Origin of the sequence: Acutalibacter sp. 1XD8-36 (assembly GCF_009917525.1) — a bacterium.
Classification (GTDB): domain Bacteria; phylum Bacillota; class Clostridia; order Oscillospirales; family Acutalibacteraceae; genus Acutalibacter.
Window position 1 is genome coordinate 1 of sequence record NZ_QZDU01000020.1, and the last position, 12,538, is coordinate 12,538.

13 protein-coding genes are annotated in these 12,538 nt (G+C 53.0%); 3 read left to right on the forward strand and 10 right to left on the reverse strand.

The window, feature by feature from the left end; genetic code table 11:
- The 7 genes from D5270_RS15665 to D5270_RS15695 all read right to left on the reverse strand — a co-directional run.
- Positions 1-1,190: extracellular solute-binding protein (locus D5270_RS15665; RefSeq protein WP_166544969.1), on the reverse strand; the 1,190-nt coding region annotated here is incomplete at its 3' end.
- Between the two features lie 63 nt (positions 1,191-1,253).
- On the reverse strand, positions 1,254-2,159 hold the full coding sequence (locus D5270_RS15670) for a carbohydrate ABC transporter permease (RefSeq protein WP_166544970.1): 906 nt from the start codon (positions 2,157-2,159) through the stop codon (positions 1,254-1,256).
- Positions 2,160-2,179: 20 nt separating this feature from the next.
- Positions 2,180-3,148: an ABC transporter permease gene (locus D5270_RS15675; RefSeq protein ID WP_166544971.1), complete on the reverse strand. Its 969-nt coding sequence runs from the start codon at positions 3,146-3,148 to the stop codon at positions 2,180-2,182.
- A 293-nt stretch (positions 3,149-3,441) separates the two neighbouring features.
- Positions 3,442-4,233 (reverse strand): replication initiation protein, encoded by a 792-nt coding sequence (locus D5270_RS15680; RefSeq protein WP_166544972.1) that lies wholly within the window; start codon positions 4,231-4,233, stop codon positions 3,442-3,444.
- Positions 4,234-4,887: 654 nt separating this feature from the next.
- Positions 4,888-5,181 carry a hypothetical protein gene (locus D5270_RS15685; RefSeq protein WP_166544973.1) on the reverse strand — a complete coding sequence of 98 codons (294 nt, stop codon included), beginning with the start codon at positions 5,179-5,181 and terminating at the stop codon, positions 4,888-4,890.
- The gene (locus tag D5270_RS15690) at positions 5,174-5,935 is read right to left on the reverse strand and encodes a ParA family protein (RefSeq protein WP_166544974.1); all 762 of its coding nucleotides are present in this window, start codon (positions 5,933-5,935) and stop codon (positions 5,174-5,176) included. Before D5270_RS15690 ends, D5270_RS15685 begins: the two co-directional genes overlap by 8 nt.
- Positions 5,936-6,067: 132 nt before the next feature.
- Positions 6,068-6,979 (reverse strand): aldo/keto reductase, encoded by a 912-nt coding sequence (locus D5270_RS15695; protein WP_166544975.1) that lies wholly within the window; start codon positions 6,977-6,979, stop codon positions 6,068-6,070.
- 475 nt (positions 6,980-7,454) lie between these two features.
- Between D5270_RS15695 and D5270_RS15700 the strand changes: the two genes are divergently transcribed.
- From D5270_RS15700 to D5270_RS15710, 3 genes are all read left to right on the forward strand, one after another.
- Positions 7,455-7,724 (forward strand): type II toxin-antitoxin system RelB/DinJ family antitoxin, encoded by a 270-nt coding sequence (locus D5270_RS15700; RefSeq protein ID WP_166544976.1) that lies wholly within the window; start codon positions 7,455-7,457, stop codon positions 7,722-7,724.
- Positions 7,717-7,995, forward strand: a complete 279-nt coding sequence (locus D5270_RS15705; protein ID WP_166544977.1) for a type II toxin-antitoxin system YafQ family toxin — start codon at positions 7,717-7,719, stop codon at positions 7,993-7,995. Before D5270_RS15700 ends, D5270_RS15705 begins: the two co-directional genes overlap by 8 nt.
- Before the next feature lie 105 nt (positions 7,996-8,100).
- Entirely contained in the window at positions 8,101-8,523 is a 423-nt protein-coding gene (locus D5270_RS15710) for a hypothetical protein (RefSeq protein WP_166544978.1), read from the forward strand.
- 129 nt (positions 8,524-8,652) lie between these two features.
- Here the strand turns inward: D5270_RS15710 and D5270_RS15715 are convergent, their stop codons facing one another.
- The 3 genes from D5270_RS15715 to D5270_RS15725 form a co-directional block, all read right to left on the reverse strand.
- Positions 8,653-9,240 carry a recombinase family protein gene (locus D5270_RS15715; RefSeq protein WP_166544979.1) on the reverse strand — a complete coding sequence of 196 codons (588 nt, stop codon included), beginning with the start codon at positions 9,238-9,240 and terminating at the stop codon, positions 8,653-8,655.
- Between the two features lie 280 nt (positions 9,241-9,520).
- Positions 9,521-11,524, reverse strand: coding sequence for a beta-galactosidase (locus tag D5270_RS15720; RefSeq protein WP_166544980.1), 2,004 nt, complete (start codon positions 11,522-11,524; stop codon positions 9,521-9,523).
- A 408-nt stretch (positions 11,525-11,932) separates the two neighbouring features.
- On the reverse strand, positions 11,933-12,538 hold a 606-nt coding region (locus D5270_RS15725; RefSeq protein WP_207709413.1), incomplete at its 5' end, for a hypothetical protein.

Sequence of the window (12,538 nt, forward strand, 5' to 3'; positions counted from 1 at the left end):
CAGGTCTTGGTGATGACCCACTTGTTCTTCTGGATGGTGGAGCGGTCCACTTCGCCGTTGGCCACGGGCACGGTGTCCTCGTGGGCCTTCATGGTGGGAAGCACGACCCAGTCCTTCTCCTGCTCGGAGGAGAGGTACTCCAGGGCGGTCCAGCTGTAGTAGGTGCCGACCTGGTTGTTCTTAATCTTGTTGGAGAACACCTCGGTGTTCTGGGAGAAGCCCTCCTGGTCAATCAGGCCCTCTTTGTACAGGTCATGGTAGTACTCCAGGAACTCGCGGTACTCAGGAGTGTTGACAGCAGGGCCGACCTTGCCGTCGATGATGGTATACATGGTGCCGGAAGCATTGCCGGTGGCACCGCCGTGGCCCATGCCGAACTGGCCCATGTCATTGGTAAGGGAGGCGCACCACATGTCCTCGGAGAAGCAGTAGGGAATCTCGTCGGCCTGGCCGTTGCCGTTGGGGTCGCCCTCCTTGAAGGCCTTCAGAACGTCCTTATACTCGTCAAGATTGGTGGGGATGTCCTTGCCCACAGCGTCCAGCCACTTCTTGTTGATAATCTGGATGCCGTCGCCGGTGTTCTCAAACAGGGACTCATAGCGGCCCAGCATGCCGTAGATTCCGCCGCTGGGGGTAGTCATAATCTGCTTCCAGTCGGCGCTTTGAATCTCGTTATAGGTCTTGAGGCTGTTGGGGGCATAGGTCTCCAGCATGTCCTTGAGGTCTACCAGCTGGCTCTCGTTCTGCAGTATCTGGGCGTCAGACAGCAGGGCCCAGAACACGTTGGGCATATTGCCGCCTGCCAGCAGCAGGGGCACCTGCTCGCCGGCGGTGCCGGCTGCCAGCTCGATGAACTCCAGGGTCAGGCCGGTTTCTTCGGTGATGTTCTTGAAGGAGGCCTTCTCGTTGTAGCTGGTGGTGGTGTCGAGCATGTGGCGCTCCTTGGCGATGGAGATAGTCACAGGAGTTGTGACTATGGGCAGCTCAGTGCCGGGGTTGGTGTCGTTCACGACCTCGCCGCTGGGCTCGCCTGCCTCAGAGGAGCTGTCCTCAGCCGTGGAGCTGGTCTCAGAGGACTCCTCGGTCTTGCTGCTGCTCGGCGCGGAACTGTTTCCGCTGTCGTTGCCGCAGGCTGCCATAATCCCGACTATCATAGCCAGGCACAGCAGCATTGCTAAAATTCTCTTCATGGTTTTCCTCCTTGGGAAGTTTTCGTCTTTTATGACGCGTTTATATGATAACCCTCTTGGGGATTATCCCTTGATTGAGCCTATCATGACGCCCTGTACAAAGTATTTCTGAAGGAAGGGGTACACGCAGATAATAGGCACGGTGGAGATAACGATGGCGCTGTACTTGATAACGCTGGACATCAGGGCCAGCCTCTGGGCCGCCATGGGGTCCGTGCCGGTGTCGGCAGGATTCATATTGGCAACGAGGAGTATCTCCCTGAGGACGTTCTGAAGGGGCAGCTTGTTGGCGTCCTGTATAAAAATCATGGGGTAGAAATAGCTGTTCCAGTAGCCCACGGCAATATACAGCGCTATGACCGCCACTATGGCCTTTGACAGCGGGAATACCATCTGGAACATGTACCTCACGTTCCCACAGCCGTCTATGGATGCCGCCTCCCAAAGGTCCTTGGGCAGCGTGGAGGCACAGAAGGAGCGCACAAGGATTATGTTATATACCGAGATGCAGGTTATGATTATCATCAGGAACCTGGTATTGCTCAGGTGCAGGTTGTTTATCAGGATGTAGAAGGGTATCATGCCGCCCTGGAAGTACATGGTGAATACGAAGGCCTTCATGATGAAGCCAGCGCCGGGCAGGTCGTCACGGCTGAGGGCATAGCCCGCCAGCATGGTGCAGAAGGTGCCTATGAGGGTGCCGCCGGCGGTGTAGAGGATGGTATTGCCGTAGCCGGTCCATATCTTCGGGTCGGTAAGAGTCCTTTCGTAGCCCAGGGTGGTGAAGCCCCTGGGGTAGAACAGCAGGGTGCCGTCGTTCACGTACTGGGCGTCTGAGAAGGACGCCATCAGCACAAACCACAGAGGGTAGATAATGGTCACCAAAAACAGGCAGAGTATAACAAAGGTGACGATATAGAAAACCTTGTCGAATACGGGCTCTTTGATAGCGTTGGGATTGTTTGCCATTTATATTCCCTCCTTCCCCATTACCAAAGGCCGGAGCCGAACAGCTTGTTTGCAAGCTTGTTTGCAGCTACCAGGATGACGAAATTTATCACGTTGTTCATAAGGCCTATGGCCGTGGAGAAGCTGAACTGGTTGTTTGTAAGGCCTATCTTGTACACGTATGTGGAGATAATCTCCGACACGTCCGCAATAAGGTCGTTCTGCATGAGGTAGACCTTCTCATAGCCCACGTTCATTATGTTGCCGCAGCTCATTATCAGCAGGATTATCATGGTGGGCATAATCGTGGGGATGTCTATATGCCATATGCGCTGCAGGATGTTCGCCCCGTCTATAACCGCCGACTCATGCAGCTCGGGGCTCACGCCCGAGAGGGCCGCGATATAGATTATGGAGCTGTAGCCCATGCTCTGCCAGATGCCCGACCACACGTACATGTGGGGGAACAGGCTCGACATGCCCATGAAGTAGACCGCCTCGCCCCCGAAGGCCTTGATTATGGTGTTTACAAAGCCGCTGGAGGGGGAGAAGAACAGGTTCATCATAGCCACCAGCACCACGGTGGAGATGAAGTAGGGCATATAGGTGACGGTCTGGGCGAACTTCTTAAAGCGAAGGTTCTTCACGTAGTTCAGGATGATTGCAAGGCATATGGGAAGCGGGAAGCCGGCAACCAGGCTGTATACGGAGATTGTAAGGGTGTTTTTCACTATCTCCCAGCAGCGCGGCGTGGAGAAGAACTGGTTGAACCACTTGAGACCCACCCAGGCGCTGCCCCAGATACCGTCGCCGCCCCGGTAGTTCTTAAAAGCTATCTGCAGGCCGTACAGGGGGGTGTACATGAACAGGACTATAAAGACTATAGCCGGTATCAGGAATATGTAGAGCTGGTAGTTCTGTCGCATCAGCTTCAGCGTCGCCTTGCGCCGTTTCTGCTTATCCGTAAGCTCCAGCGCGGCGGCGCCGCCGGTCTTTTCTTTGGCAGCCATTGGCGGTACCTCCTTGGGAAAGTGTGAACAAAGTGTAACTTAATGGTAGTATCATAACATACTTCCCCAGGTTTGGCAAGTAAAAATTTCAAAAAACTACAAAAATGTAACTGTTTATTTGTGCGGATTGACAGAGCAGGTTTAAGGGATTTACAATATCACCTGCAACCATTTGGAGATTCGCGACAAAAACATGCATTTTAGTTAGTGCAAGTAGACAATATACATAGTAAATAAATTGTATAACATATATACCATACTTAACTTATATAAGGTATATACTTATAAAGCCTTTATTCAAGGCCATCGTCCCAAAAGGAAAGCTGCGGTGGCCCCATAGTCTTATCTATCTCCGCCCGCAGCGTGAGCCGCTCGTCTAAACTTTTCGCCTTGATTATGAACTCCAGCCCCATGACTTTCCTCCCCTGTTTGAGCTCCGTATACTCAACGTCCCTGTCGCTGTACAGGTTCACCTCGTTCACCGCCGTCTTCAGCACCCGGCGCTTAAAATCCCGGTATTCGCCATACTCCCCCGCGTCCAGCAGCTCCTTCAGCTGGCTCACCGAGAACCGGCAGCATACCCTCTCCATGTCATGGTAGTGCACAGACCTTACCAGCTCATACAGCCGTATGGAATACTTGCTCCGGAAGCGCAGGGTATATACCAGCTCATAATCCGTAAAGTTCTCCCTCAGCTGCAGCAGGTACGGCTTCATATCCTTGTCGAGCCGTATCTCCACCGTGCCCTTGCCCTCATCAATGTAGGGCTTCTCTATCCACCTCAGAAGAGTCTCTTTCCCGTTGTCCAGCCTTACCCAAAGGCTCTTGTCCGCGATTTCCTTTATGGCGGCCTTCATCTCAGCATAGTCCTTGCCCCCGAGCCTGCTGATGCCACATACCCGGCTGAATTCCGCTATAGAAAATTTATAGACCTTAAAATCCTCGTCCCAGGGGTTTATCTGTGAGATAAGGAAAAGGACTATCTTCTGCTGCTGGGCGGACAGGGAAAATCTGCTCTTCTGGATGAGCTCGTTGGCCTTCGTTACCTTCCGCTCCCTGGGGTCGGTTATGTGCAGCTCAGACATAGGGTCGTGCCTCCTTTCAGGTTCTCTTAAAGCCTACCACAAAAAGAAGCAAATAGCAAGGAACTGGCTTCCATTTTTTGCGGGGTTTTTGTCACGAAACAGCATTTTCCGCGGGGTTTTTGTCACATAAGCGGGGTTTCAAAACATGCCCCATGGGGGAAATGTCACATTTGTGCGGGGCAAATGTCACCGTTATGCGGGGGAAATGTCACATTTGTGCGGGGCAAATGTCACGTTCGGCATACTACTTATTATAAGAAAATAAAGAAAATAAGAAAGTAAAAGAAAGATAAAAAAAGCAGTGATATTTTCTTTGTGTTGAAAACCCTGTTGAAAACATTTTCTCCAGGCTGAAATATGTTTCTACAGAAAAATCAAATCAATGCTGACAATAGTTTAAGGCACTCTCAGATACCCGTAGTTAAGCCTGTAAGCTTCTGTATTGCATGTTATCAATATAAAAAGTATCCCTTGTCCACTAAGGCATAAAAACGCTCACAGGGGTATCAGAAGCCAAAATACGGCTATCCCCATAAATGGCACTCAGAAGCTCTATAAGGCGCTCCAACTATTTAACGGTACTTTTCCTGTCCAAGCATATAAAAACGCCCCAGAAGCCATTCTGAGGCGTTTTAAAGGCATTCCTGGCTTCAACTATCTCCCCAGCTTCCTAAAATCCTCCAGCAGCTGGGCATTTTCCCGGATATATTTCTCCATCAGCTCATCAATCATCTGGCTGGTACTCTTGCACTGCACATAGGCCAGCTGCTGTATATCCCTGTAAAGGCTCGGCTTCAGCGCCAGGCAGTACCGTTTTTTCAACTCCCGGCCGTCAGAACGCCCGGCCGGAACCGGTTTTCTGCCGGGCTCGTCTATAAACCCTGCCACAGCCGAGCGCCTCTTTGCCTCCCGCTCCTCCAGCTTGTTCACCTTGCCAGTCTTAGCCATTCCCGTCTACCCCCTCTATCAGCTTTTCGGCTATAGCCATGTACTCCTGCGCTATGATACCTCCCGGCTCCTGCTCCACAACGGAAAGCCCATCGTAAATCCCCTTTTTAGCTGAGGCCCGGCGGCGTATGACCCCCAGCACCCGGTATTCCTTTTGTAGCAGCGTCAGTATGTCCCTGTCGTCGGAGACCCTGGTGTCAAAAAGGGTTGCTATGACCCCCAACACCTCAAGCTTAGGGTTTATCAGCTCCCGGACCTCGCTGACACTGTCCTCAAGAAGGGTGAGCCCGCGGTATGCCAGATAGTCCGTTTTTACAGGGATGATTACGCCGTCTGCACAGGAGAGGGCGTTGATTGTGAGTATGGACAGCTGCGGAGGGCAGTCGATGAGTATGAAGTCATAGTCCCTGCGGACCGGCCCCAGGGCCCGGTCCAGCACCCTCTCCCGGCCGGTCATGGACAGCAGCTCCATCTCTGCAGCTGCCAGGTCTATCACCGAAGGCGCAGCGTCCAGGCCGTCACGGACATGCACGATGCACTCCCTGATGGGCAGGGCGTCCCGCTTCATCACGTCGGCCATGGTCTTAACCATCTCCAGGGGCTCAAGGCCCATGCTTATGGTGAGGCTGGCCTGGCTGTCCAGGTCCACTGCCAGCACCCTCATGCCGAGACCGGCCAGGGCCGCGCCCAGGTTGTGGGCGGAAGTCGTTTTGGCCACTCCCCCCTTTTGGTTTGCTATGGCTATCGTCCGCATTTTTCTCCTCCTTTTATTATATACCTTATATAAAATAAATAAAGTATATAATTTATGAAAGTTATATGATATATGCCCATTATAGCGCGCCGCCGGGACATGTCAAGGGGAAAATGAACACAGGAGAATTTTTTACGGCAGCTTGTTCCCTGCCGCGAGGTACAAAGAGTACCAGTCCTCCCTTGAGAGCTCGATTTCGCAGGCTGTGCAGATATCTGCGAGCCTCTCGGGACTGGTGGTGCCGCATATCACCTGCATGCCCGCCGGGTGGCGCAGTATCCAGGCTGCAGCCATGGCCTGGGGGCTGACTCCGTATTTTCCGCCCAGCTCCCTGAGCTTCTCGTTGAGCTCGGGGAATTTCTCGTTATCCAGGAAGACCCCCTCAAAGAAGCCGTATTGGAAGGGGGACCAGGCCTGTATGAGCACATTTTTCAGGCGGCAGTAGTCTAAAACTTCGCCGTCCCGGTCGGGGGCGTGGGGGAACTCGGTGTTTGCCGAGAGGGCGTGGTCTATGAGCCCGGTGCACATAAGGCCGAACTGCAGCTGGTTTACAAGGAGCTTTTGCTTTACCCCTGACTGCAGCAGCTCCAGCTGGCGGGAGTTAAAATTGCTCACGCCGAACCGAAGGACCTTGCCGGAGCGCTCCAGCTCAGTGAAGGCCTCGCAAACTTCCTCGGGCTCCATCAGGGTGTCCGGCCGGTGGAGCAGCAGCAGGTCCAGCCGGTCGGTGCCCAGCCTTGACAGTATGCCGTCCACGCTCTCTATGATGTGGGATTTCGAGAAATCGTACATACCGGGCCTTATGCCGCATTTGCTCTGGATAATGACTTTTTCCCTGAGCCCGGGCCGGGCGGCAAGGAGCCGCCCGAAGGCCTGCTCGCTCTCCCCGCCGCCGTAGATGTCGGCGTGGTCGAAGAAGTTGGCGCCGTCGGCTATGGCGGTATCGACGAGTGCCGAGAGCCTGTCCGGGCTAAGGCCGGCGATGCGCATGCAGCCTACGGCGACGGCGGGGACCTTTAGGTCTGATAGGTTTCTGTACAGCATGGGGTAGTGCCTCCTTTGGGTTTCTTATAGTGCATATATAGCATGGTTTATTGGGAAATGCAAGCTACACTTAAATAGATGAACCACCGAGGAGACTCTTATGGTGTCGTATTTGCGTATGAAGGAGTCCGGATATGTGCGGTAGGTGTGAATATAATATTTGACTACGGCCAGCGGGCGATGCGCCGCCGTCAAAACGGCGTAGTCAAAAGTCTGGAATTATGACCTTGGCAATCTATGCTAAGAACTGCACTTTCCATGTTTAACGAGGATTATGCGACGTTTCCCAAAGACGATATAGCCAGGCCCTCAGGATTGTCTATACCGTTGTGGGCTAACAAAACTGAAGGCACAGGAACGAGAAGCGGTTGAGACAGTACAAAACAAATCACAATAAAATTTATGTGCAACGCACTTGCGTTGCACATAAATTTTGGATATAATAATACTGACACCAATTAAGGAGGGATATAGCATGGCAAGCAAAGGAAATATGACGCTTCGCATTGAGCCGGAATTGAAGTCACAGGCCGCAGCCCTTTTCCAGGCGCTTGGAATGGACTTGAGCACCGCCACCGGAATCTTCTACCGGCAGGCGCTGCGCTGTCATGGTCTGCCGTTTGAAGTCAAGCTGGATGAGCCGAATAAGGTTACCTATGAGGCTTTGGAAAGGGCTGAGCAGGGTGAGGATATGTATGGGCCGTTTGACAGTGTAGAGAGCTTGATGGAGGCGCTGAATGCTTAAACCCGAGTTCTCAGGACAGTTCAAAAGGGACTATAAAACCGCGATAAAGCGAGGCTGTTCCCCGGAAAAGCTGGAAACCGTGATATCGCTGCTATGCAGAGAGGTTCCGCTGCCGGAAGTATACCGGGACCACGCGCTTATAAACTCGCGGAACTATAAGAACGTAAGGGAGTGCCATATTGAGCCTGATTGGCTGCTGGTCTACAAGGTAGAGAAGGATAGGCTTGTCCTTCAGTTACTGAGAACGGGGACGCACAGCGACCTTTTTTAGTGGGTTCGTGCCAATGCCCGGGGGAGCGCCTGTCTTACATTGTAGGACAGGTGCTCTGCGTGCCCTTCCCCCAAATGGGGAAGTATTTGCCAAAAGGAGAAAAATATGAGCAAAAAAAGGATAGTGATAAGTGGTTGCCTCATATTACTCGGTATCATATGCTGTATGCTTATTTTTCTGAGCCAAATGCCAAAGTCAAATTTAGCAATAAAGTCAAAGTTAAAATTTGACAGTGAGGATGTTTGCAAAATAAGTATTCGTTATCGGCATGAAATTTCAACATATGAAGAAATAGACATCATCAATAAGGTTATAAAATTGCTTATAGATTTTAACTATAAAGAAAAACTAGTGATTTCTTCAGGTTTCGCTGGCGGTGACGACTGCTATTTGACGGTGGTTGAAACCAATGGAAAAGAGTACACTTATATGATTGCACCACCTGGAATACGGATAGGAAATGTATGGTATATAGGGGATGAAATGTACTTTTATGAAATATTTGAATTGCTCAAATATGAAAAATAGATATATTGATTTTCTCGGCTGTATCTGCATCAAATCTATATTTTGCCACGGTGATAAATATTGTGCCAGAGTTTCCGTATGTAGTAAAAATGCTGTCTATTTCTGGAACAGAGTCAGAGATGTCCCTCTCTAAGGATTAAAGCACTTTTTAAACCCCCTCTTCCTGGCCTCCCTAGTGACCGTCGACCGGCTTATCCCGGTCATTTCGGCAACCTGGGTATATGAGTGAGTCTTCAAAAGCTCCACAGCGTGGTCCAGCTGGGCCCGGGTAAACTTAGGCTTTCGCCCCTCCTTGTATGCTGGGTCGGTAGCGCGGCGGTAGGCCCGGCCGGACTGGGTGCGGCTGATTATCAAATCGCGCTCGAACTCAGCGAAGCTGAGCATTATATGGAGTATGAGCCTGCCCATTTCGGTGTCCTCAATAGTGCCAAGGTTCAGCACCTTCACCCTGATGCCGGCCCTGACCCAGTTCACAACCAGCTCATAGGCTTCTGTCTCGGTGCGGGCAAAGCGGTCCAGGCGGGTGACTACGATTGTGTCGCCGGGGACAGCTTCGGCGCACATGAGGTCAAACTGCGGGCGGGCAAGTGACACGCCGGTAAAAACGTCCTCATAGAGCTTTTCACAGCCCTCGCTTATAAGAGCCGCGCGCTGGTCCTGAAAGGATGTGCCGGAGGCTTGGCGCGGTGTGCTCACGCGGATATATCCAAGGGTCATTGCAGATACCTCCCAATTTTATATTTTTGAAGAATTTGGTCTTTCACTGACATAACTCTTTTCCATGGCTTTTTCATTTTCAAGTATTTTTGGGTGCTTTTTGAACGGTTCTGGACGGTTTTTGAGCAGTTTTAGGGCGATTTAGGGGTATTGCCGGCCCGATTCGGCGCACATGGATTATATAACTTATATAAGATATATAGTTTATTAAATTTATAGATATTATATAGCCGACAATCAAAAAGCAGCGCTTTTACACGCTGCTTTTCCTGTCTTTTTCTTACCTTCTGACGATCACTGTATCAAACCCCTGGAGCTCTCCCACAGGCTCCCCGGTGAGTATGTCAGTCTCACCCCTGAAGCTCTCGGGAGCACTTTTTGGCGTGCCGGTCAGGTTGATAATGAACCAGTACTCGCGGCCCTCAATGGTCCGCAGGTCCACCTCAAGTTCCGTCTCGTCCGGGATAAGGGGCTTCACATCCGCGCCGGCGGTCAGGGCGTCAAGTATCTTGGCAATTCCGTCATGGTCCGGCTGGGTGCCCACATAGTACACAGTGCCTTTACCGAAGCTGTTTTTTGTAACTGCAGGGGTGCCCTCATAGAAGTCGCCGCCGTAGACTGCAAGGGTCTCGGCGCCCTCAGGGCGTATGATGTCGCAGAGGAGCTTGCACTGGGTCTCGATGCCGTCCGGGAACCGCAGGGTGTTGCTCTGCTCCGGGGCCAGGGCGTCTATCTCCTCGGCCCAGATTCCGCACAGCCTGCGCAGGGGCCCGGGGTAGCCGCCAAGGTGCACATTGTCGCTCTGGTCCACTATGCCGCTCATCATGCCGGTAATAAGGGTCCCTCCGGCCTCTACAAAGGCTTCTAGAGCCTCTGCAACGCCTTCCTTGACCATATACAGCACCGGGGCGCATATGGCCTTATAGCGGCTGAAATCGCCGTCTACGGGTATCATGTCCACAGGGATGTGGTGCTCATAGAAATACTGGTAGTACTGATGTATCTGGTCCACGTACTTCAGGTCCACGTTGGGGCCGCTGGTGTACTCAAGGGCCCAGTAGTTGTCCCAGTCGAAGATTATGCCAACTTCGGCTGTATTTTTGGCTCCCAGGGTCTCGGCGCCAAGCTTTTTCAGCTCCTCGCCAAGCTGGGAGCACTCCTTGAACACCCTAGTGTCCCCGCTGCCTGAGTGGGCTATGACTGCACCGTGGAACTTCTCACAGGCGCCCTTTGAGCGGCGCAGCTGGAAGAACTGGATTGTGTCGGCGCCATGGGCAACAGTCTGGTATGACTGGGCGCGCATCTGGCCGGGTTTTTTCAGGGAGTTATAGGGCTGCCAGTTCTGCTGGCTGGGGGTCTGCTCCATGAGCATAAACGGCGCGTCTTTAAGGCCGCGCATAAGGTCGTGCCGCATGGCGGTGAAGCTCCAGGGGGTGTTATAGGCCGGGTAGTTGTCCCAGCTTACAATGTCCATCTCCTTGGCCCATTTGAAGTAGTCCAGGCCATTATAGGTGCCCATCAGGTTGGTGGTGATAGGAGTCTCCTTGTCGTACGCCCTTATGGCGTCCCGCTCCAGCTTATAGTTTTCCAGGAGGGAGTCGGAGAGGAACCTGTCGTAGTCGATGGATATGCCCGCAAAGGCGGTCTTGCGGGTGAAGCCGAAGCCCATGCCGTCGGAGAGGTTGTTGGGGGCCACTATCTCGTCCCAGTCGTAGAAGGTATGGCCCCAGAACTCCGTATTCCAGGCGGCATTCACAGCCTCGAGGGTGCCGTATTTCTCCCTGAGCCAAATGCGGAAGGCCTTCTCGCAGTTCTCGCAGTAGCAGCCGGTATTATACTCGTTATTTATGTGCCAGCAGACTACATGGGGGTTTGAGCCGTACCGCTTGGCCAGCTCCCCGGCAAGCCTGGCGGCGTACTTCTGCCAGACCAGGCTGTTGGGACAGTGGTTATGCCTCTGGCCGAACTTATGCCTGCGGCCCTCAAAGTCCACCCTTGTAACCTCAGGGTATTTCTTAGCCATCCATGCGGGCATGGCCCCTGTAGCTGTAGCCAGCACGATGTCTATGCCGTTCTCGCTGAGCATGGCGATTATATCGTCCAGCTCGGAGAAGTCGTAGGTGTTCTCGTCAGGCTGGAGCTTTGCCCAGGAGAACACGTTGACAGTGGCGGAGTTTATGCCCGCCTTTTTGAACAGGGCCATATCCTCGGCCCAGATTTCCCTGGGCCACTGGTTGGGGTTGTAGTCGCCGCCGTATAAAATGCGGCTGAATGGAGTTTTCATGGTGATTTCGCCTTTCTGTGATTTTTTCTGATTTAGCTGAAAAGGTCGCTATGCGTGCCTATCCTGATAAGATACAGGTACAGGTCTTTGCCGTCCAGCTCGTAAATAAACAAGCCAGTCAGGCTGAGTATGGCGCTCTCTCGGTAGGCCTGACGCTATATTGCCCCATCTGATAGCAGCGCCTTCATCATCGCGTCCACGTCTGTATTTATTTGCGATGTCAAGGGATTTGTGGGGATTTGTTTGCGGGTTGTTTCGCGCCGCACAGACCTTGGGGCGCTGCCCCAAACCCTGCAAGGGGAACGGGTTCCCCTTGACCCCTTTCTCGCTTTGCGCGGTTTACATACAAGGCCCCCGCCACCCATCAGGGTAGCGGGGGCCGTTTTTGCTTAGGTTACAGGGGGTAGATTACAGGTTGCCGTCCATGAAGTCCTGGTACCACTGCAGGTAATCGTTGTAGCGCAGGTCCTCAAGGCGCTTGCAGTAAGCGTCCCAGGAAGCGTCGTCAAGGCCTTCCATAACGGCCTGGGCGCGGAACTTCTTGACCTCGGTAAACAGGTCGGTCTCAAGGAAGCTGCGCTCGTCGGTGGCCTCGGGGGTCACGTAGAGCTGGGGCAGCTGGTTCTCCTTCTTAACGAAGTCGGCGTTGACCTGCTTGACCATCTCGTCGCGCAGAGCGGCTGCGGGGGAGATTTCGCCGTCGTTTACAGGGGTCTCTGCCTTGGTCATCAGAGGCGGGTCATTGACGGTGCCGTAGGTATACTTCATGTGCTCGAAGGTGAACTCGGGGGTGGTGTCGTCAGGCACTACGAAGTAGTAGACACCGGGCTGGTCCTCATACTCGTCCCAGAGCTTGCCCTTCTCGCCCATAGCTACGGTCATCTTGCTCTCAACGTCCCGTGCCAGGTAGTCCCACAGGCGCAGAGCGGCCTCGGGATGGTCACAGGTCTTGGTGATGACCCACTTGTTCTTCTGGATGGTGGAGCGGTCCACTTCGCCGTTGGCCACGGGCAC